A 19,509-nucleotide genomic window follows, 5' to 3' on the forward strand; every position below is an offset into this window, starting at 1 on the left:
GCGGATCGGCCAAGGAAATTTTTAGACCATGAAATGCACGGCGGGCGAAGGGCCGGGCCAGGCGGCCCCGGCCCGCGCCTCGCACCCACGGCGCTCAGTCGTCCTGCCGGTCGCGCATGAGCGGGAAGAGCAGGACGTCGCGGATGGACGGCTGGCCCGTGAGCAACATCACCAGCCGGTCAATGCCCACGCCGAGCCCGCCCGTGGGCGGCATGCCGTGCTCGAGCGCCGTGAGGAAGTCCTCGTCGAGCTCCTGCGCCTCCTCGTTGCCCGCCTCCTTCTCGCGGAGCTGGGCCAGGAAGCGCTCGCGCTGATCGATGGGATCGTTCAGCTCGCTGAAGGCGTTCGCGTGCTCGCGGCCGACGATGAACAGCTCGAACCGGTCGGTGAAGCGCGGATCGTCCGCGTTCTTCTTGGCGAGCGGCGAGATCTCGACCGGGTGGCCGTAGACGAACGTCGGCTGAATGAGCTTGTCCTCGACGCGCTGCTCGAAGAACTCGTTCAGGATGTGCCCGTAGGTCATGTGCGGCTCAATCTTCACCCCGTGCTCGGCGGCCAAGCGCCGGGCCTCCTCGTCCGAGGTGACGCGGCGAAAGTCGACGCCCGTGTGCTCCAGGACGAGATCAGCGATGTGCGCGCGCTTGAAGGGCGACTCGAGATCCACGACGTGATCGCCATACGGAACGTGGAGCTTGCCGATCACGGCCTTGGCCGCGTGGCGCACCATGTTCTCGGTGAGATCCATGATGTCGTGGAAGTCGGCGTACGCCTGGTACAGCTCGAGCATGGTGAACTCGGGGTTGTGGCGCGTCGAGACGCCCTCGTTCCGGTAGACGCGGCCGATTTCGTACACGCGCTCGAGGCCGCCGACGATGAGCCGCTTGAGGTGCAGCTCGATGGCGATGCGCAGATAGAGATCCATGTCGAGCGCGTTGTGGTGCGTGATGAACGGGCGCGCGTGAGCGCCGCTCGCGACGGTGTGGAGCGTGGGCGTCTCGACCTCGAGGAAGCCCTGACCGTCCAGGAAACGGCGGATCTCCTGGATGATGCGAGAGCGGGCGATGAAGATCTGGCGCACGTCCGGGTTGACGATGAGATCCAGGTACCGCTGGCGGTAGCGGGTCTCGACGTCCTTCAGCCCGTGCCACTTCTCGGGCAGGGGGCGGAGGGACTTGGTGAGAAACGTCACCTGCTCGGCGAGCACGGTGATCTCGCCGCGGTTGGTGCGAAAGACGGTGCCCTCGACGCCGAGGATGTCGCCGAGATCGACGAGGTGCTGGAAGACGTCGTACGCCTCGGGGCCGAGCACGTCGTACTTGGCGTAGATCTGGATGTTGCCGGTGACGTCGTTCAGGACCGCGAAGGTGGCTTTGCCGTGGCCGCGGCGGGCCACCATGCGGCCGGCAATGCGCACGCGAAGGTGCTCCCGCTCGAGCTCCTCCTGGCTCTTGCCCTCGCCGAAGCGGTGGATGTCGGCCGCGTGATGCGTCACCTCGTAGCGGCCGCCAAACGGATCGATGCCGCGATGGCGCAGGGCGTTCATCTTCTCCAGGCGATGTTGAATCAGCTCTTGCTCTTCCAAACCGACACGCTCCTCAGGAAGGTTGACCGGGCCAAGGGGCCCGGCGTCTCTTGTATCATCATTGGACAAAACGGCGCAAGTTGCAAACCGGAAAGGCGCGCGCGTCTCGTCTCTGGCGATCTCGCCCGTCCACCGGCGGCTCGACCGCCGTCACGCCGCGCCCGTCCATCGGCGCCCCGCCGCGCGATGGAAGCCGCCAAACTCCGCCAGACACGCAAAGGGACGAGGCACAAGTCCTCGTCCGCACAATTGGATGCCAAAACCCGGGCGCGCTGCCGCGGAATACGCTTACCGTTTAATCTCAAGGATTTTGAACTTGATGACACCTGCAGGCACGTTCACTTCGACGGTCGAGCCAATCTGCTTGCCGAGCAGCGCCTTGCCCACGGGCGACTCGTTCGAGATCTTGTTCTCGGCAGGGTTCGCCTCGGCGGAGCCGACGATGGTGTACTCCATTTCCTCGTCAAGATCCAGATCCAGGACCTTGACCGTCGATCCGATGCTGACGACGTTGGTGTCCACCTCGTCCTCGTTGATGACCCGCGCGTTGCGCAATTGCTTCTCGAGCGTCATGATGCGGCCTTCGATGAAAGCCTGCTCGTTCTTCGCGTCCTCATACTCAGAATTCTCACTAATATCTCCATAACTGATAGCAACCTTGATGCGCTCCGCGACCTCGCGCCGCTTGACGCTCTTCAAGAGCTCCAGTTCCTCTTCGAGCTTGCGCAGGCCCTCAGGCGTGAGCAATACTTCTTTATCTGCCATGGCTGTCTCTCCTTTGCTCCCAGTCGGTGCTCCAAGGCTCCGGAATAGCGAGAAGCGTGCATGCCATCCCTGGCAGCACGCGCGCTGTGAGCCATTCAGGATACCATTGTTTCGGAAAAACGAAGTCGCCAGTCGCGGATCTATGCGCCATTATAGAGACGGCCCCACACATTGTCAACGTACCCTTGTGGCGCAATCGCGACCACATAATTCGTCCAAGTCGACCGCAAGCGCACTCGCGATGGCCTGCACGAGGCGTGCCGAGGGCTGCCGCGTGCCGCGCTCAATCCCGCCGATGGTGGCGAGGCTCACGCCGATGGCGCGGGCGAGATCGGCCTGGGTCATCTGCTTCAGCTTGCGAAAGGCGCGCAACCGCCTACCAAAACCGTCCAACCTCATGCACCTCGTCTTTCTGGCGAAGGCGCGCCGCGACTTCCGCCCACGTCTCGCCGGTCGGGGCGAGGCGGTCGGGATGCAGATCCGCGAGCGGCACCATGACAAACGCGCGCTCCCACATGCGCGGGTGCGGCACGGTAAGGTCCGGCTCGTCGAGCGCGAGATCGTCGTAGAGGAGCAGGTCGAGATCGAGCGTTCGCGGGCCGAAGCGGATCTCGCGCGTGCGCCCTGCCCGGCGTTCAATGGCGAGGAGCGCGTGCAGGAGATCCCGCGGCGCAAGCGGCGTGCGCAGGTGGACGGCGAGGTTCAAAAAGTCGCCCTGATCCAGGTAGCCCACGGGCGCGGTCTCGTACACCTTGGACACCGCGGCAATCTCGCCCAGCGCCTTGAGGCCGTCGATGCCGAGGCCAAGGTGAACGATGCGCCGGCCGACGTTCGATCCGGCTCCGATGTACGCGTCATGAAGCACACGGTCCGCCATGCGCCAAGATCGCCTCCATCATCCGTACCACGCGCACCGAGTCGCGCACGTCGTGGACGCGCACGATGTCCACGCCCGCCATGCACGCGTGCGCGACGATGGCGAGCGATCCGGCGAGCCGATCCCCCACCGGCGCGCCGCCCAAGGCGTGGCCGACGACCCGCTTGCGGCTCGCACCGACAAGCACGGGGTGGCCGAGCGCCTGGAAGCGGCGAATCTCGGCGAGGCAAGCGAGATCCTGCTCGCGGGTCTTGCCGAAGCCGATGCCGGGATCGACGACGATGTCGCGCGCGGGCACGCCTGCCTCAAGGAGCCGCGCGAGCGGGCGGCGCAACTCCTCCACCATCGCGGCCACCGGGAGCCCTGGCAGCACCTCGCGACGCGTGTGCATGAGCACGTAGCGCAGGCCGTGATCGCGCACAACGGCGGGCATGTCGGGATCGCCCAGCATGGAGACGTCGTTCACCATGGCGATGCCGTAGTGCGCGGCGCGGCGCGCGGTCTCGGCGTGGTACGTGTCGATGGAGATGGGCACCCGAAGGCGCCCGGCGAGCCGCTTCAGCACCGGCTCCAGGCGGCGCCACTCCTCGTCCGGCGCGAGCGGCGTGTGCCCGGGGCGCGTGCTCTCGGCCCCGATGTCGAGGATGCCCGCGCCCTCCTCCTCCATCTCGAGCGCGCGCGCCACCGCCGCATCCGGGTCCAGGTACCGGCCCCCGTCCGAGAAGGAGTCCGGCGTCACGTTCAAAATCCCCATGACCACCGTCACGGCGCGCCCACCCCCTGCTGTTCAATCTCGGCGATGATCTCGTCCAGCTCCTCTCGCCCGAACCTGTACACGTTGCCGCAGAAGTGGCACGTGAGCTCGGCCTGGCCCTGCTCGTCGCGAATGGCCCTGAGCTCCTTGGCGCCGAGGCTCAAAAGCACGTCGCGCAGGCGGGGATAGCTGCACTTGCAGCGGAAACGCACGTCCTGCATGGCTAGGATATGCGCGTCCGGGAACAGCTTGAACAGGAGCGCATCTGCCGCTGGATACTTCTCCAGAAAACCGGTGACGCTCGGCACCTCGGCGAGGCGCGACTCTACGTAGGCAACATCTTCCTCCGTGTGCCCCGGCATGAGCTGAATCAGAAAGCCGCCCGCCACGATGGGCACATTGTCCGTGCCGACGAGCACGCCCGCACCCACCGCGGACGGCGTCTGCTCCGACGTGGCAAAGTAGTAGGTGAAGTCGTCCGCGATCTCGCCCGAGACGAGCTCGCTGGATGACGTGTAGTACGATCTCAGCCCTGTGTCCCGCACCACGTACAAATGCCCGCGCCCGATGGCGCCCCCCACGTCCAGCTTGCCCTGGCGGTTTGGGGGCAGGTGCACGTGCGGATTCCCCGGATACCCGCGCACGTCGCCTGAAGGCAGCGCCTCCACCACCAGGTAGCCAATCGGCCCGTCCCCTTCAATCTTGACGGTGATGGACTCGTGGTTCTTGAGCAGCGTGGCCATCATCGCGGCGATGGACGCCGTGCGCCCGAGCGCCGCCGTGACCACCGGCCAGGTGTGGTGGCGCCGCGCGAGTTCGCGCACCAATTCGGTGGTGTGGCAGGTGATGACCCGCACCCGCCCGTCTCGGGCGATGGCGCGAATGACGCGGTCTTTTGTCATATCCATTCCCCCGTGCGCAGCGGGCCAACGAGCCCGCCGCCTTGTCTCACGCCTCGCAGGTGGCGATGTGCACGTCCCGCGCATGGGCGAGATCGATCTCATACGGTTCCACCGGGCGCCCGTCTGCATCCTCGATGACGCGCACCACCGGATACTGCCGGTTGCGGGCCGAAGGCACCACCACCACCGCCAGCGTCCCGTCCGACAGCCGCACGGACATACCGAGCGGGTACAGGGAGACGGTGGCCAGAAACGCCTCCATGACGCGCTGCGGCAGCTTGCCCTGCGCCGTGTCGTTCTCCAGGATGGCAAGCGCATCGTGCGGGAGAAACGCGCGCCGGTAGACGCGGTTGGCCGTGAGCGCCTCGTAGACGTCCGCGACCATCGCCACCTGGCTGAACAGGTGGATGTCCCGGCCCACGAGCCTGTCCGGATAGCCGCTTCCGTCGAGCCGCTCGTGATGCTGCAGGGCAATTACGGCCGATCTCGCCGAGATATCGCCCTGCCTCATCAGGATATCGTACCCGATGCGCGCGTGCTGCTGAATGATGCGAAATTCCCCTTCCGTGAGCCGGCCCGGCTTCTGCAGGATCTTCCGATCCAGCCGGAGCTTGCCCACGTCGTGCAGGAGCGTGCCGATGCCGAGATCGATCAGGTCGTGGCGGTTCAGGCCGAGCTTCAGCCCGAGCGTCACGGCGTAAAACATCACGTTGACCGAGTGGTGGAAGAGTTCCCCGTCCTGCACATAGACCGTGCTCAAGTGATCCGCCGCGGCCCCGGTCGAGCGCAGCTCGTCGATCACGTCCTCCACCACCGGCGTGAACATCTTTCGAATCTGAAACGCCCGCACGTGCGGGGCAAACTGGGTGACCGCGAGTTCATGCAGCGTATCGTACGTCATGCCAAACAGACGGACCTTGGTCTCTTCCCGCACCACTTCGCGGACGACAATGTCTTCCGTGGCCCGGTCCTCGATGCAGACGGCCCGCACGCCGAGCTCCATGAGGCGGCGAATGAGGCTGTCCGTCAGGACCACGCCGCGCGCGAGCAGGGTGCGGCCCCGCTTGTCCGGCACGCGCTGTGCCAAAATGGAATTTGGTTTGACGTATTGTGTGGCCACCCACCTCACGGGGCGCATCCCTCCGCATGTCCTATCCCTTTGAGCCAAACACCCTATCTTCATTCAAGGCGAGGCGGCTCAGATCCTGCTTTCGCCTCACAGATTTCGCCGCGGCGCAGCGTCAGAAAAGGCACGAAGGCCATTCGAGTGCTATCGCTTGGCTAGCACGAAATGGGTCCCAGGACTCATGCGCGGCGCACGAACGGAATGTATAACACGGGTAAACGCTCAGATAAGGGGGACGCACGTGAATCGCGCTCGCACCTGGACCTGTGTTGCTGTCGCCGCCCTGTCCGCTGGCCTCGCCACCGGCTGCGGGCACCCGAGCGCACCGCCAGATCAATGGACCGTCTTCAACAAGTGGCTGTATTCTGTCGTCACTGCGCCGGGTGGAACGGTCAATGTGGAGGTGAACATCGTCAATCCTGACAACGAAGCACGACTGCAACTCCGCGGGGCGGCGCTTGAATCGAGCGTGCTCGAGCCTATTGCTCCTGTGCGTGTGCAGGCGAGTCAAAACCCAGCGTTCTATCAATACAGGCTTCAATGGACCGTTCGCGCGACGGGCGCGTTTCAGGCGAGTCCGGTTCGCCTCCACATGGATCTCGCAACTGGCGAGCAATCGTTCGATCTCGGCAAGGCGTACACCCGCGTCGCAGCACACCCGGTCTCGTGGCTTGACGCTCGCATCGTCCCCGGAGGAGAATCTGGAGATCTCTCCCACACCGTACATTCCTTTGACATGCAGTTTGCCAACACATCCGGCACTCCGATTCGACTCCTCGGCCTTGAAACGGCCGGAGGATTTCGGTTCTCCAAGACCGGCTACGAACTAAATCAGGCCAATGTGCCAGGCGGTTATCCAAAAAGCGCGAGGCCGCTCACAAGCGCAGGCGTCCTGATTCCGCCGCACGCCACCTGCAACGTGTACGCCGAGTTCAACCAGCCGAGCGGATATTGGAATCAGCTCGTCCAAGTGGCGGCCGTGCTCGACAAAGGCGGTGTCCGCGGCGAGGAAATCGTCGGCCCGGCGGTCTATACCGTCGACGGCTTCCAGGACGGCCATCCGCCTGCCGGCTATCCCGCGCTGAACGCCACGAGCTGAGGGCGAGGCGCCGTCGGTCCGCGCCCGGACTCGCGACGGCTGCCCTGCGCCGCCCAACCGCAACGTACCACCCGCGCACCGGGCCCCGCCGCCCCATCGCCGCCTCCTCCGGCGCACAAAAAAGAGCGGGATGCCGCCACGCCCATGGCGCACCCCGCTTCCCTTTGCCCGAAGGCCTCTCTTCACCGATACCGTTCCAGAATCTCCTTCACTTCCTCGCCGTCGAGCGTCTCCTTCTCCAAGAGCCGCTCCGCCAGCGCGTCGAGCGCCATGCGCTTTTCCGTCAGAATGCGCCGCGTGCGCTCGTGGCACGTCTCCACAATCTCCCGCATCTCCTGGTCAATCTCGTACGCCACCTGATCACTGTAGTTCGGCTCGCCCTGCAGATCTCGCCCGAGGAAGATGGCCCCGCCCGCACGGCTTCCGTACTGGAGCGGCCCCAACCTGTCGCTCATGCCGTACTCCGTGATCATCTGCCGCGCGATGTTCGTGACGCGTTCGAGGTCGTTCGAGGCGCCGGTCGAGATCTCGCCGAAGACAATCTCCTCCGCGACGCGCCCGCCGAGCGTCATGCAGATCTCGTCGAGCATCTGTTGCTTCGTGATGAAATACCGGTCCTCGTTCGGCAGGCTCAGCGTGTAGCCGCCCGCCATGCCGCGCGGGACGATGGTGACCTTGTGCACCGTGCGATCCGGCTGCATGAAGTAGCCCACCACTGCATGGCCCGCCTCGTGGTAGGCGACGAGCCTGCGCTCCTTCTCGCTCATCACGCGGCTGCGCTTTTCCGGCCCGGCCATGACGCGATCGATAGCCTCGTCGATGTCCGCGTTGGTGATTTCGCGCTGCTTCTTCCGGGCCGCAAGCAAGGCCGCCTCGTTCAACACGTTCTCCAAGTCGGCCCCGGTGAACCCCGGCGTGCGCTTCGCGATGATCTCGAGGTTCACGTCCGGCGCAAGCGGCTTGTTGCGAGCGTGCACGCGCAGGATTTCCTCGCGCCCCTTCACGTCCGGGCGATTGACGACAATCTGCCGGTCAAACCGGCCCGGGCGCAGGAGCGCGGGATCCAGGATATCCGGCCGGTTGGTGGCCGCGATGATGACAATGCCCTCGTTGGCCGAGAAGCCGTCCATCTCGACGAGCAACTGGTTCAGCGTCTGCTCGCGCTCGTCGTGCCCGCCGCCGAGTCCCGCGCCGCGGTGCCGCCCCACGGCGTCAATCTCGTCGATGAAGATGATGCAAGGCGAGTTTTTCTTCGCCTGATCGAACAAGTCGCGCACGCGCGAAGCCCCCACGCCGACGAACATCTCGACAAAGTCGGAGCCGCTGATGCTAAAAAACGGCACGCCGGCTTCGCCCGCCACCGCGCGCGCAAGCAGCGTTTTACCGGTACCAGGCGGGCCCACGAGCAGCACGCCCTTCGGGATGCGCGCGCCGAGCGCAGTGAATCGCTTCGGATCTTTCAGAAATTCGACAATCTCCTCCAGCTCCGCCTTCTCTTCATCAGCCCCTGCGACGTCCGCGAACGTTACCTTTCGTTTGTCCTCGGTGTACATCCGAGCCCGGCTTTTGCCGAAGTTCATGACCCGGTTGCCGCCGCCCTGGGCCTGGTTGAACAGGATGAACATGAGGATGAAGAGGAAGGCAAACGGAACCACCTGCTCGAGGAGCGAGAGCCATACGCTTCCGCGGGGCTGCGGAATCACGTTGAACGACAGGTTATGGCTCTGCAGGAAGGGCGCCAGGTTGTTGTCGTACAGAGCCCGGGTCTCGAACTTTTCCCCGTTCTTCAGGGTCCCGTCGATGGTCGCGGTGAGGCCTTCGGGCGTGACCTGCAGCGTGCCCGTGACCTGGTTGTGCTCCACATATTGAATGAACTGGCTATATGGAATCGGCCCGCGAACCTGCTCAGGGCCGGTGAGGTATCTCAGTACGCCGATCAGCACGAACAGGATCAGCACGTACAGGACAACGCTCCGGTAAAAACGGTTCATGCCTTACCTCCTCTCGGTTACGGCGCGACTATTGTACCATACCGGGATGGGCGTTCCTAGCAAGAAAGACGCCCGCCAGGGAGACGCGCGTCAACCTGTCGCATAGATGTCAGACTTGAGGATGCCCACGTATGGCAAGTTGCGATACCGCTCGGCGTAGTCGAGGCCGTAGCCGACGATGAACGCATCCGGCACCGTGAAGCCGAAGTAATCCGGCTGGATGTCGACCTTCCGCCCGCTCGGCTTGTCGAACAGGGACACAATCTTCACGCTCGCCGCTTGCCGCCGGATCATCGTGTCGCGCAGGTACGCGAGCGTGAGGCCCGTGTCCACGATGTCCTCCACGATGATGACGTCGCGCCCCTCGACCGGGCGCTCGAGATCATACAGAATGCGAACCGCGCCGGACGACTTCGTCGACTGGCCGTAGCTCGAAATCGCCATGAAGTCGATCTCGACCGGAACGTCGATGCGCTTGACGAGATCGCCCATGAACAGCGCCGCGCCCTTGAGGATGCAGATGAGAAGAGGCGTCTTGCCTGCGTAGTCTCGGCTCAGCGTCGCTCCCATCTCAGCCACTTTGGCCTGCAAGGTTTCCTCATCGAACAGGATACGCTCCAGATCAGGATGCATGAGTGCCTCCCCATGTCCGCTGTGAAATGTTCGGCTTCCGCCTCTACCGCCCGCCGAGCCCGCGTGGACACCCGGCCGGCGGGCGCGCCCGGATGACGATGGCGGGCCCGCCGCGCCATAGGTGCGCACCGGACCGCAGGATGCCGGGGATCCAGACGATGTCCTTTCCCACCCGAAGCATCGGCCAGCGCGCGCGCCATTCCCGCGGCAGCTTGGCGTCGGTGAAGACGTCCTGTAGCTTCTTGGTTCCGTGCCCGCCGAAGAGCCGCACCCGCTCGCTCGTCGGCACTCCGGTGACAATTTCGGCGCGGGACACGTCCGCGGGCAAGAGAAGCCACCAGGGCGAGGGCATGCGGGCAGATGCCGGATGGGCGACGCGCAGCCGCCGAAACCGCCAGCGCGCCTCACCATGGCCGACGCGCGCCTCTGGCGCCGCCAGGAGATCCCACGCCACAACCGCCTCCTGCGCGGGGACGGCGCTCGGCGGGTGACCTATGTACAGGGTATCGTAGGATCGGACGCACCGCACATCCGCCGCGAGGTGGACTTCTCCTGAGGATGACCCCGAGAAAGCCAGGCGGTGAACCGCCTCGACGTGGGCCCATGTCCACTCGCGCGCGGAGAAACAATTCAATAGTATGTGAATCACCCTGCGTTGTAAAGAAACGTGAAGTTCCGCGAGGCGGTGCGCGGAGAAGGCGATGCGCCCGTCGTCGCCCCGCGCGGCGAGGCGGCGCGCGGCCTCCAACGCCATCTCGCGCATGTACGCGTCCTCCGCCCACAAAAGCTCGAGCGCCTGCATCACTTTCTCCTCAGCGCGGGGCTCGACGGCGCGAAGCGCCGGGATGACGACTTGCCGCACGCGGTTGCGGAAAAACCTAGGGTCTTCATTCGTCTCATCATCCACGTGCGGCACGCCGTGCGCCGCCGCGTACCGCTCGATCTCGCCCTTCTCCACCGCCAAGAGCGGCCGCAAGACGCGAACGCCGTTCATCTCCGCCTCCGGGCGCATCGCGCCAAGCCCCCCGGGCCCCGCGCCGCGCAGCAGGCGCATGATGAAGGTTTCCAGCTCGTCCTGCGCGTGATGCGCCACCAGGATGACGCCGCCAGTGGCCCGGGCTCGCTCGGCGAGCGCCTCGTAGCGCGCGCGCCGAGCCGCCGCCTCCACCCCTTCCCCACGCACATCCTCCACGCGCACGCGGGCAATCTCGCACGGGATGCCGCGATCCCGGCAGTACCGCTCGACGAAGCGAGCGTCGCCATCCGCCGCTTCGCGCAGACCGTGGTGCACGTGGACCACAGAAAAACCGCCCAGGGCGCGCGGCGTCTCCGCCAAGGCGCGCTGGCACAGGTGCAAAAGCACCATGGAGTCCACGCCGCCGGAGACGCCTAACACCGCGTGGGCGGTCCCGAGATGATGCTGTTGGAAGAAGGAAATCACGTGCGTGAGAAGATTCCGCGCTCGTTCCAAAGAGGTTCCCGCCGTTTCCCCGTGTGGGCCGCCGCGCACGCGCAGCAACCCTTACTGCCTACATTGTAGCAAAGCGCGGCCGCCCGTCGAAGACGCCGCAAGCAGGAGCTCAGAGGAGCCGGAGGTAGAGCGCCCAGGCGCAGGCGGTCGTGAGCACGGCGCTCGCGACGCTCGCCCACATGAACGCGGCCGTCCAGTCGCGAGGGCGCGCGTCCGCCTTTTCCGCCTTGACGCGCACCTGCGAGAGGGCGGCGCGAAGCGCCTCGGCGTCCCGGATCTCAAGGCGCAGCACGCGGCCCCACACGCCGCGCCAGGCGCCGTCCACCTGGTCGGCCACCGCGCGCCACAGCCACTCCCGCCGCTTCTCCGGCGGGAGTTGGTACAAATTCGCTGGCGTCGGTACTTCGAGCGATACGGCCATGAGCGCCACAGCCATCACGTCGTAGGCGGCGCTCGCCCGCCTGTCGCAGAGCCCGAAGAAGGCGCCGTCCGTCGTCGGCGTGAACTGGCGCACGGCTTTGCCAAATGGCGTGACGCCGCCGGGATCGACAAACCGCACCTCGCCGCTCGCCGCTTGCACGAGTACGTTTTGCGGCTTGACGTCGCAGAACGCGTGGCCGGTGGCATGCAGCCTGGCAATCCCATCGACCACGCGCAGCATGATCTCCTTGCGCACGGCGGGCGCGAGCGTCGGCCAGACCTTGTCGAGCGGCTTTCCGGAGATGCGCTCCATCACATAGAAGTAGCGGGCGCCGGGGCGGTCGGAGTCGTCAATCTGCTGGGGCGCAGGAAGCGGCGATCCCGGCCCTCGCACGAGGTTCAACAGAGACCACTCGAACGCCACCTGGCCCGCTGTCTCGCACACCTTCATCGCGCCTTTGAGCCCGTCGTCCCGCTCCACCGCGTACACGACGCCGTTCGCGCCCGTGCCGAGCACGCCCTGAACTCGCCAGCGCCGCTTGGTCCACTTGCCCACCACCCACGTGCCGGGCGGAAGGGGGCGGGAAGCGGTCATCCGAACTCACGCCGCGGCCCGTCGTCCTCCGCCTGGCGCGCGTAGGAGAGGAGAAGGTTGGCGGCGTGATCGATGGCGGGGCCGGTCGGCGTGCCGCCGCGCGCCACGAGCTCCGCCTCGAGCGCCGCGACGTTCACCTCGGCCGAAAAGGGCTGGACGAGCCGCGTCGCCTCCTCGCCCTTGCCGGGGAACGCGAGCACGCTCACCGCGAGCGGGCCGGATCGGACTTTGAGCGACAGGGCGAGATCGCGCACCGCCTCGCGCACGGTCGGAATTTTGTCGCGCATGCTGGCGCTCGTGTCGAGGCAGACGACGAGGTGAAGCGCCACCTCGTCCTCGAGCTTCTCCACCACCTGCATGACGCGGGCGCGATCGGCGGGCGGCAGATCCTCCGTCGACTTGCCCATGACGGCGAGGAGCTCCTGGTTGACCACCTGCTGAAGCGTCATCTGCATGGTCTGGTGCGTCATCATCTGGGCGGTGGCCGAGATGTCCGCCGGCTGCACAATGCGGCACATGCCCCCGCCCGCGTCGGCGATAGAGTGCGCCTCCTGATAGCCCTGCGCGCCTGCGTCGCCGCTCGCCACGATGCCGATGACGTTGACGACGATGCCGTGCCGATGCGCCCTGCGCGCGGCTTCGACGGGATCTGGCCCGATGTTCGAGCACCCGTCGGTGATGACGAGAATCTGCCGGATGGTCGCTTCCCTGGTCACAACAATCCACCTCCGCGAAACTTGCTAGTCGCCAGTATCGCCGAGGTGGAACCGTTTCATTCCCAAAAGCTTGATAGAATCCGTTGCGCCGCGTCACGCCATGCGCCGCTTGCGCTCGGCCGACCGAAGGCTCGGCACGTTCGGCAGCCGGATGGCCGCCCACTGCTCCTGGTACCGCTCGATGACGGCGGCCACGGCCGTCATGTCGTCGCGCACCTTGCCGTGCGAAGCCTCCACGGCCATGGCCACGAGCTCGTCCACGAGCGTCTGCGGATCCGTCGAGCGGATCTGAGCGAGCGCCTGCTGCACCCAGTCGTCCCCCTCCGCGCCTTCCGGAACCGCGTCGTACACGCCGTCCGACACGAGGACGAGCACGTCGCCCGGGAGAAGCTGCACCTCGATGGTCTGCACCTCAATCTCCTCGAGGATGCCGATGGGCACGCTGTTGCCCGTGACCTTGATGACCTCCTGCCCCCGCTTGATGTAGCTCGGCGCGGAGCCCACCTTCAGAAACTCGCACTTGGCGTGGAACAGGTCGATCACGGCCATGTCGAGCGTGGTGAACATCTCCTCGCGCGACCGGAGTACGAGCGCGGAGTTGATGGTGCGCACGGCGAGCTTTTCGTCGAATCCGGCCTTCATGAGCCGCTTCAGGAGGTCGATGGCCGACTTCGACTCCTGCTTCGCGCGCTCGCCATTGCCCATGCCGTCCGAGATGGCGAGGGCGTAGCGGCCGTTGCCGAGATCGACCGCCGTATGGGTGTCCCCGGAGACGGGGCGGCCGTCCTTGGCGATGGCCATGGCCGCGGAATGCACCTGGTACTGGCGCGCCGAGGCGAACGTCGCCGTGCAGGGCCCGCCGTGGGGCGGCACGGAGAGCTTCGCCACGGTGATGTGCTCGCCCAGGATGCCCGAGAGAAGCGGCGCAATCATGCGCGCGGACGTCTCGTGCGCGCTCTCGGACGGCTGCACCACCTCAATCTCCACGCGGCCCGGCTCGAGGCTGATGATGCGCACGTCGTCCACGTAGAGCCCGAGCTCCTCGAGCGCGCTCACAATCTTCTCGCGATCCGACAGGAGCGTCTTGTGCTCCATCTCGAGCTCCCTCGCGATGGCGCGGACGACGTCCGCCACCCCGGCCAGCTGATGCGCCACGAGCTTCCGCTCTTCTATCATCTTTTTCAACCATTTGTAGTCGCGGCGCGTGAGATCCAGGTTGTAGCGAAGCGTGCTCATCATGGGATCCAGGCGAATGCACCGATCCCGGAGTTCGGGCGTGGGCGCCGCGCGGCGGCCGTTCGCGGCCTCGATGTTGGTGAGCGTGTGCTTCATGGCGTTGTAGGTCTGCAGCATCTCGCGGCCCCAGCAGAGCGTTTGGCGCGGGCAGAGCGAACAGACGCTGTCGCGCGTCTTCTGGATGGTCTGCGTGACGAGATCGCGCATCAGGAGGTAGTCGTTGCCGCTCACGTCGGCGAAGGTGTCGGCGAGCTCTTCGAAGATCTGGCTGACCTCGTGGATCTTCTCCGTCATGAGCGCGTGCACCCGCTCGGCGCGCGTGCGCTCGTCGGCGGAATGTTCAGGCGTCCCGGGCACGAAGGAGCGAAGCTCGGCAAAGAGGCTCCGGGGCGTGAGGAGGTACAGCACCGAGGCCACGCCGGCGGCTGTCATCTGCGCCAAAAGCGGCGCGTAGGCGTGTGCGTAGGCGAGGGTGAGCACGCCGACCCCGGCGACGAACGTGGCGGCCACCGCAAACCGGTTGGCGTCGCGCATCAGGCCGCAGATGAGCGCGATGAAGCCGAGCACGGCCACCTCCATGAGCGAGGCCTCGTGGCTCAAGAGCGACAGCATGCTGATGGCGACCGCGCCCGAGACGGCGGGGCCTATGCCGGTGGCGGAGAGGACGAGCACAATCCAGTCGATGGCCACGAGCGCCAGCGGAACGCCGTGGACGGCGAGCCCGTCAAAGCCCATGATGACGGACGCGATGAGGATGACGACGCTCATCACCTGCTCGTAGCGCAGTGTGCGCGTGAGCTCCTGGCCGAGGAAGAGGTGAATGCACTGCAGGAAGATGAGCGCTAAGATGGTGACGAGGGCGCCCTGGCTGAAGGCGAGCAGCCCCTCGGCGAACGTCAGGCTTGTCCCGAACGTGGCGAGGTGAACGAGGAAGCCGACGGCGCCGGCGAGGACGGGCGCCCAGATGATATCTGGATTCTTGCGGCGAAAGATGATGCGGTGCGCGAGCTTGTACAGCACGATGGCCGCGGCGAGCTCGAGACCCCCTTCCAGGCCCGTGGTGAACGCGCCCAGGATGCCGGCGTACGCGGGCCACGCGCGGCGCTCGCCCGCAAGCGCCATGACGACGGCGAAATAGGCGAGGGCAAACGGCGCCACGGCGTGATCGATGGAGGCGCGACCGAGGAGGAACGCGAGCGCGCCGATGAGCAGGGCGCGGCGCCACGCCCGCAGGGTGAAGTGAACACCAGGTTTGGAGCGCGCCATCTGGTTCGGCTCGGCAAGACGGGGTTTCGGCCCGCTCCGTGTTCGCTTTCCGACCATACATCCGTCCCCTTTCATCCATGTGTATGGCCATTATAGGGCAGGCAGAACTGCAGATTTTGTCAAACCGCGTCTGCGGCGACAGGAAAGTTTTCGAGGATTCCGGACAACGTTCGGCACGGGAAGGGTGTGATCGACATGGAGACGAAACGAGAGCGGATGGACTGGCACAGCTTCTTCGCGTCGCAGGCGCGGGTGATGGCGGCGCGATCCACGTGCACGCGGCTGCAGGTGGGGTGCGTCATCGTGCGGGACAAGCGGATCATCGCGAGCGGTTACAACGGAAGCATCCACGGGGACGAGCACTGCGTGGACGTGGGCTGCAAGGTGGTGGACGGGCACTGCGTCCGGGTGATTCACGCGGAGCAAAACGCACTTTTGCAGTGCGCGCGCTTTGGCATTGCGGCTGAAGGCGCGGATCTGTACGTGACGCACACGCCCTGCCTGACGTGCACGAAGAGCCTCATTCAGGCAGGGATCCGGCGCGTGTTTTACGAGTTCGAGTATCGCCCGGATCCGTACGCGCTGGAGCTTTTGTCGAAGGCGGGGGTGATTGTCGAACAAGTGCAAAGCCGGTTGGATCTGCTGGTGTAGCCCGGCGGCGCGGACGAGGCGTGGGGCCGCTGCGTCAGGACGCGATGTCGCGGCGCGCACGAGCCGGGACGCGATCTCGGCCCCAGGTCACGGGGCGCCTCGAGGCGGATCGCAAAACGCGCCTTGCGCGCGAATTTCTGGGCGCCATTTTTGTCCCCGCCGCGTACACTACATACAACTGGCGATGAGCGAGGTGATGTGGAATGCCGGAATGGCTTCAGAGTCAACTCAGGCGAGCGTTCCTCCATCGCGATCGCAAGGCCATCGTGATGCTGAACGAGGCGTATTACCGGTATCGCCAGACGGATGCGAAAGCCGAACCGTGAGAGGCGCCACAGACCAGCACTTCGCATCCAGTCGGCGCGACTTTGGCGCCCTGGCGCGGCCCGGTCTGCCAAGCGCGTCAGCCGGGAAAGCCGGCGATCCGGCCGTGGAATTTGCCCAGAATCCGGTCCAGCACCTCTTGCGTGATGGGTCCGAGCTGGGCCTTGTACATATCCAGCGAGATGTGGCAGCCGTCGCGATCGTTCTCGTTGTCGAAGGCGAGAAAGACGCGGGTGCCGTCGTGGAGCTCGTATTCGAGATAGTAGGTGTCGCCCTGCACAGCCGTTCTCCTCTCCAGCGCGAAACGCGCACACGATGTCCGTTGACGCGAAAACACCGGGCCCATCCGCGAACCCGGTGCTTGTTTACCACGTTTTTGCCCGAGCGGGCCGCACTCCGGAAGGTGCGGCCAAGGCTCATGTTCAGCCGCGCCGGCCGCCGCGGCCGCCGCGCTTGGCCTCGCTCCGCCGGAGCTGCGCAAGGCGCTCTTCGCTATCCTTGAGGAATCGGTTCATGATCTGTTCAAATCCTTGGCGCCGATCCTGGCGCTGACCCCCTCGCGATCCTCCGCGATGCGTGCGGCCAGACGACGATTCGTTGGCCTGGCGAATGGACAGGGCGATTTTCCCATCTCCGCTGACGCTCAGCACCTTGACGGTGACCTCGTCGTTGACCTTCAGATAGTCGTTGACGTCGCGGACGTAGTCGTCCGAGATCTCGGAGATGTGCACCAAACCCGTCTCGCCTTCGGGCAGCGTGACAAACGCGCCAAACCGCGTGATTCCCGTCACTTTGCCCGTCACTTTGCTCCCGACCTCAATGGCCATAAAGTTGCTTGTTCCTCCCTGTCCGATTGAACAAAAAGAATCCGATGAACGGCTTGCCTGACAAACGGCGTGAAGCCCGGCGGCCACCTCCGCTCATCCGTAGGATATCCGCCTAGCGCCCTTTCGACTCACCCACGCCCGCGACGTCAATGCGACTTTGACGGCGACTGCAAATCGAACGGCACGGTGTTGGGCATCACGAGGTTCTGATGCTCCGTCGCGTACTTTTCAATGTACGCCGGATTGTTCAATTGTTGCTTCTCCGTCTGCAACGCGCGCTCCTGTGCCCGTAGCGAAGTCAGCTGTCGCTCCAGCTTGGCGTTCTCCGCCGTGAGTTGGCGCAATTGGGGACGTTCCGCATGCCAGAAGTAAAAGAACGCCCACGCGCAGACGGCGAGTGTGGCCACGTACCGGATGCGCACGGGAAAGGTCCGGCGCTTCCGCTCGGGCTCTCGCTTGGCGCTCATGAGCGTGCGCGACTCGACTGCTCGCATGGCGAAACGCTCCTCCGTGAGATTTTCACCTCCTGGCACGCCGACGCTCCTCGGAAGGCGCGTCAACGAACCGAGCGGCTTTGGATCAACCAATTCGACGCGCGCTGCCATAAATCCTCTTGCCAGGCGGCTAGTTTTTTTCGCCACGCGGCGTCGCGGCGGACGTAGCGGCGCACCGGAAACGTGACGACGGCAAAGGCGATGGCCACCACGCGGCACGCGGCGTTCTCGACCATCACGCCCACGCGGTACAGCGCCACCGCGACGGCCATGAGCAGCCGGGCCACAAGCCGAAGCGGCCAGACGACGGCCATCTCCAGCGCGCGGCGCACGAGCCTCGCGACGAAGCGAAGGACGGCCACGACGGCAAACGCCCCGCGGACGACGCGCCGCCTGAGCGTCAGGCGGTACAGGCCGTAGCCCACCGCGAGCAGCACGAGCGTCCAGATCCGGAATTCGCCGTCGATGGTCCGGAACGTGAGCAGATACACGCCCACGGCCGCCGCCAACCAAAAGGCGAGATCGCACAGCGGGCGCAGGCGCCGGAGCCAGCGAAAGCCGCCGGAGATGGTGTTGTACCAGTCGAACACCGCGCCCATCGCCGCCCCTGAGGCGAGCATCCACAGCACGTAGGCGACGTTCTGCCCCGCGTTCATCGCCCAAGCCGCCCCCACCGCGCCGCGCGGCGATGATCGCCGTAGATCAGCGCGCCGATCTCGCCCTCGATACGAATGACGCCGGCCTGCCGGTCGAACGCCTTGATGGCGAGCGATTTCCCCTCGACGCTGAGATGGCCCGCGCGCGTCGAGATGAGGAACGCCGCCGCATCGAATCGCTCGAGCCGCTCGACCCCGGTCACCTCAATCTCCCGCCTGGCGAGGATGTGCACATCGTGTCCCTCGGCCGGATCCATGCCCACACCTCCAACCATCCTGTCGCTCCGAGTGTATGACGAAGGGTGGACATGTAGACCCAACGCCCGGCCCCGGACAGCCCCGCGTGGGCCTCATCCTCCGCTCGAACGCGCCGGGGGCGTCGCCCGCCCGGTTCTGCCCGCACGCCGCCGCGTGCCGCCCTCGCACGCCACTGCACACACCACCGCCGCGTGCCGCAACCTCATGCGGAAATGACAAAAGACCGGCCCACCGGACCGGTCCCGAACCGGGCTTATGGAGTCTCTGCTTCGTCGTCGACAAACTCTTCGTCGACGTCGCCCGCGCGCGGTTCCACGCGGACCATGTCATAAAGGGAAGCCGCCTCGTCCCGCCGCGGATTGTCCGCGAGACGCTTGACGACGACCGTCACGGTCTTGTTGCCGTATTGGATGACGATCTCGTCCCCCACGGCCACATCCGTCGCCGCTTTGCCGGGGCGGCCGTTCACCAGAACGCGCCCGGCATCGCAGATCTTCTTGGCCAGGGTGCGCCGCTTGATCAAGCGGGACACCTTGAGAAACTTATCGAGTCGCAAGGTTCAGCGCGTGACTTCCTTGAGCTTGTTGCCCGGTTTGAATGCAGGCACCGTGGAAGCCGGGATCTCGATGACCTCGCCCGTCTGCGGGTTGCGGCCCGAGCGCGCGGCGCGAGAACGCGTCTCAAACGTGCCGAAGCCGATGATCTGCACCTTCTCGCCGTTGGCGAGAGCCTCTTCAATGATTTCGAACACGGCGTTGACCGCACTCTCAGCGTCCTTCTTCTTCAAGTTGGTCTTTTCCGCGACACGGTTGATGAGTTCCATCTTGTTCACGCGTGCGATACCCCTTTCGTGGGAATGTCGGGAA

Annotated in this window: 23 protein-coding genes; 3 read left to right on the forward strand and 20 right to left on the reverse strand. The window is 65.5% G+C overall.

Features of this window, described 5'->3' with window-relative positions; genetic code table 11:
* Positions 1-94 precede the first annotated feature (94 nt).
* The 7 genes from lysS to AS26_RS04350 form a co-directional block, all read right to left on the reverse strand.
* On the reverse strand, positions 95-1,582 hold the full coding sequence (lysS, locus tag AS26_RS04320) for a lysine--tRNA ligase (protein ID WP_062306407.1): 1,488 nt from the start codon (positions 1,580-1,582) through the stop codon (positions 95-97).
* Positions 1,583-1,870: 288 nt separating this feature from the next.
* Complete coding sequence (gene greA / locus AS26_RS04325; RefSeq protein ID WP_062306409.1) at positions 1,871-2,347, reverse strand: transcription elongation factor GreA; 477 nt, start codon at positions 2,345-2,347, stop codon at positions 1,871-1,873.
* Between the two features lie 174 nt (positions 2,348-2,521).
* Entirely contained in the window at positions 2,522-2,746 is a 225-nt protein-coding gene (locus AS26_RS04330; protein WP_062306410.1) for a helix-turn-helix transcriptional regulator, read from the reverse strand.
* Complete coding sequence (folK, locus tag AS26_RS04335; protein WP_062306412.1) at positions 2,724-3,224, reverse strand: 2-amino-4-hydroxy-6-hydroxymethyldihydropteridine diphosphokinase; 501 nt, start codon at positions 3,222-3,224, stop codon at positions 2,724-2,726. Before folK ends, AS26_RS04330 begins: the two co-directional genes overlap by 23 nt.
* Positions 3,202-3,990 (reverse strand): dihydropteroate synthase, encoded by a 789-nt coding sequence (gene folP / locus AS26_RS04340; protein WP_062306414.1) that lies wholly within the window; start codon positions 3,988-3,990, stop codon positions 3,202-3,204. Before folP ends, folK begins: the two co-directional genes overlap by 23 nt.
* The gene (gene hslO, locus AS26_RS04345) at positions 3,987-4,880 is read right to left on the reverse strand and encodes an Hsp33 family molecular chaperone HslO (protein ID WP_062306513.1); all 894 of its coding nucleotides are present in this window, start codon (positions 4,878-4,880) and stop codon (positions 3,987-3,989) included. Before hslO ends, folP begins: the two co-directional genes overlap by 4 nt.
* A gap of 46 nt (positions 4,881-4,926) precedes the next feature.
* Complete coding sequence (locus AS26_RS04350; protein WP_245629610.1) at positions 4,927-6,018, reverse strand: HD-GYP domain-containing protein; 1,092 nt, start codon at positions 6,016-6,018, stop codon at positions 4,927-4,929.
* A 229-nt stretch (positions 6,019-6,247) separates the two neighbouring features.
* Here AS26_RS04350 and AS26_RS04355 point away from each other — a divergent pair, with 229 nt between their 5' ends.
* A complete protein-coding gene (locus AS26_RS04355) occupies positions 6,248-7,105 on the forward strand; it encodes a hypothetical protein (protein WP_062306417.1) in 858 nt (285 codons plus the stop codon).
* 182 nt (positions 7,106-7,287) lie between these two features.
* Here the strand turns inward: AS26_RS04355 and ftsH are convergent, their stop codons facing one another.
* The 6 genes from ftsH to spoIIE all read right to left on the reverse strand — a co-directional run bounded on the left by ftsH (position 7,288) and on the right by spoIIE (position 15,490).
* Positions 7,288-9,096 (reverse strand): ATP-dependent zinc metalloprotease FtsH, encoded by a 1,809-nt coding sequence (ftsH, locus tag AS26_RS04360; protein WP_062306419.1) that lies wholly within the window; start codon positions 9,094-9,096, stop codon positions 7,288-7,290.
* Positions 9,097-9,186: 90 nt separating this feature from the next.
* Entirely contained in the window at positions 9,187-9,729 is a 543-nt protein-coding gene (gene hpt / locus AS26_RS04365) for a hypoxanthine phosphoribosyltransferase (protein ID WP_008340702.1), read from the reverse strand.
* 43 nt (positions 9,730-9,772) lie between these two features.
* Complete coding sequence (gene tilS, locus AS26_RS04370; RefSeq protein WP_062306518.1) at positions 9,773-11,200, reverse strand: tRNA lysidine(34) synthetase TilS; 1,428 nt, start codon at positions 11,198-11,200, stop codon at positions 9,773-9,775.
* A gap of 109 nt (positions 11,201-11,309) precedes the next feature.
* Entirely contained in the window at positions 11,310-12,215 is a 906-nt protein-coding gene (locus AS26_RS04375) for a protein kinase domain-containing protein (protein WP_062306425.1), read from the reverse strand.
* Complete coding sequence (locus tag AS26_RS04380; RefSeq protein WP_062306428.1) at positions 12,212-12,931, reverse strand: vWA domain-containing protein; 720 nt, start codon at positions 12,929-12,931, stop codon at positions 12,212-12,214. Before AS26_RS04380 ends, AS26_RS04375 begins: the two co-directional genes overlap by 4 nt.
* A gap of 93 nt (positions 12,932-13,024) precedes the next feature.
* On the reverse strand, positions 13,025-15,490 hold the full coding sequence (gene spoIIE, locus AS26_RS04385; protein ID WP_062306430.1) for a stage II sporulation protein E: 2,466 nt from the start codon (positions 15,488-15,490) through the stop codon (positions 13,025-13,027).
* Positions 15,491-15,628: 138 nt separating this feature from the next.
* Here spoIIE and AS26_RS04390 point away from each other — a divergent pair, with 138 nt between their 5' ends.
* A complete protein-coding gene (locus tag AS26_RS04390) occupies positions 15,629-16,084 on the forward strand; it encodes a ComE operon protein 2 (RefSeq protein ID WP_062306432.1) in 456 nt (151 codons plus the stop codon).
* 203 nt (positions 16,085-16,287) lie between these two features.
* Complete coding sequence (cmpA, locus tag AS26_RS14170) at positions 16,288-16,410, forward strand: cortex morphogenetic protein CmpA (RefSeq protein WP_157068440.1); 123 nt, start codon at positions 16,288-16,290, stop codon at positions 16,408-16,410.
* A gap of 77 nt (positions 16,411-16,487) precedes the next feature.
* Here the strand turns inward: cmpA and AS26_RS04395 are convergent, their stop codons facing one another.
* The 7 genes from AS26_RS04395 to hbs form a co-directional block, all read right to left on the reverse strand.
* Positions 16,488-16,688 carry a hypothetical protein gene (locus AS26_RS04395; RefSeq protein ID WP_062306435.1) on the reverse strand — a complete coding sequence of 67 codons (201 nt, stop codon included), beginning with the start codon at positions 16,686-16,688 and terminating at the stop codon, positions 16,488-16,490.
* A 142-nt stretch (positions 16,689-16,830) separates the two neighbouring features.
* Positions 16,831-17,235: a S1 domain-containing RNA-binding protein gene (locus AS26_RS04400; protein ID WP_008340714.1), complete on the reverse strand. Its 405-nt coding sequence runs from the start codon at positions 17,233-17,235 to the stop codon at positions 16,831-16,833.
* A 146-nt stretch (positions 17,236-17,381) separates the two neighbouring features.
* Positions 17,382-17,729, reverse strand: coding sequence for an FtsB family cell division protein (locus AS26_RS04405; RefSeq protein WP_062306520.1), 348 nt, complete (start codon positions 17,727-17,729; stop codon positions 17,382-17,384).
* A gap of 62 nt (positions 17,730-17,791) precedes the next feature.
* Complete coding sequence (gene yabQ / locus AS26_RS04410) at positions 17,792-18,385, reverse strand: spore cortex biosynthesis protein YabQ (protein ID WP_062306436.1); 594 nt, start codon at positions 18,383-18,385, stop codon at positions 17,792-17,794.
* Entirely contained in the window at positions 18,382-18,642 is a 261-nt protein-coding gene (locus tag AS26_RS04415) for a YabP/YqfC family sporulation protein (protein WP_062306439.1), read from the reverse strand. Before AS26_RS04415 ends, yabQ begins: the two co-directional genes overlap by 4 nt.
* A gap of 254 nt (positions 18,643-18,896) precedes the next feature.
* Positions 18,897-19,199, reverse strand: a complete 303-nt coding sequence (locus AS26_RS04420; protein WP_062306441.1) for an RNA-binding S4 domain-containing protein — start codon at positions 19,197-19,199, stop codon at positions 18,897-18,899.
* 3 nt (positions 19,200-19,202) lie between these two features.
* A complete protein-coding gene (gene hbs, locus AS26_RS04425; protein WP_008340720.1) occupies positions 19,203-19,475 on the reverse strand; it encodes a non-specific DNA-binding protein Hbs in 273 nt (90 codons plus the stop codon).
* Between the last annotated feature and the right edge of the window lie 34 nt (positions 19,476-19,509).

This window comes from Alicyclobacillus sendaiensis NBRC 100866, from assembly GCF_001552675.1.
GTDB classification, from domain to species: domain Bacteria; phylum Bacillota; class Bacilli; order Alicyclobacillales; family Alicyclobacillaceae; genus Alicyclobacillus; species Alicyclobacillus sendaiensis.

Coding starts and splice junctions, on each gene's coding strand:
- AS26_RS04375 (WP_062306425.1), bottom strand. CDS start 12,215: ATGACCGCTTCCCGCCCCCTTCCGCCCGGCACGTGGGTGGTGGGCAAG.
- AS26_RS04390 (WP_062306432.1), top strand. CDS start 15,629: ATGGAGACGAAACGAGAGCGGATGGACTGGCACAGCTTCTTCGCGTCG.
- AS26_RS04415 (WP_062306439.1), bottom strand. CDS start 18,642: ATGGATCCGGCCGAGGGACACGATGTGCACATCCTCGCCAGGCGGGAG.
- AS26_RS04330 (WP_062306410.1), bottom strand. CDS start 2,746: ATGAGGTTGGACGGTTTTGGTAGGCGGTTGCGCGCCTTTCGCAAGCTG.
- hslO (WP_062306513.1), bottom strand. CDS start 4,880: ATGACAAAAGACCGCGTCATTCGCGCCATCGCCCGAGACGGGCGGGTG.
- folK (WP_062306412.1), bottom strand. CDS start 3,224: ATGGCGGACCGTGTGCTTCATGACGCGTACATCGGAGCCGGATCGAAC.
- AS26_RS04350 (WP_245629610.1), bottom strand. CDS start 6,018: ATGCGCCCCGTGAGGTGGGTGGCCACACAATACGTCAAACCAAATTCC.
- cmpA (WP_157068440.1), top strand. CDS start 16,288: ATGCCGGAATGGCTTCAGAGTCAACTCAGGCGAGCGTTCCTCCATCGC.
- ftsH (WP_062306419.1), bottom strand. CDS start 9,096: ATGAACCGTTTTTACCGGAGCGTTGTCCTGTACGTGCTGATCCTGTTC.
- AS26_RS04400 (WP_008340714.1), bottom strand. CDS start 17,235: ATGGCCATTGAGGTCGGGAGCAAAGTGACGGGCAAAGTGACGGGAATC.
- yabQ (WP_062306436.1), bottom strand. CDS start 18,385: ATGAACGCGGGGCAGAACGTCGCCTACGTGCTGTGGATGCTCGCCTCA.
- hpt (WP_008340702.1), bottom strand. CDS start 9,729: ATGCATCCTGATCTGGAGCGTATCCTGTTCGATGAGGAAACCTTGCAG.
- AS26_RS04405 (WP_062306520.1), bottom strand. CDS start 17,729: ATGCGAGCAGTCGAGTCGCGCACGCTCATGAGCGCCAAGCGAGAGCCC.
- spoIIE (WP_062306430.1), bottom strand. CDS start 15,490: ATGGTCGGAAAGCGAACACGGAGCGGGCCGAAACCCCGTCTTGCCGAG.
- greA (WP_062306409.1), bottom strand. CDS start 2,347: ATGGCAGATAAAGAAGTATTGCTCACGCCTGAGGGCCTGCGCAAGCTC.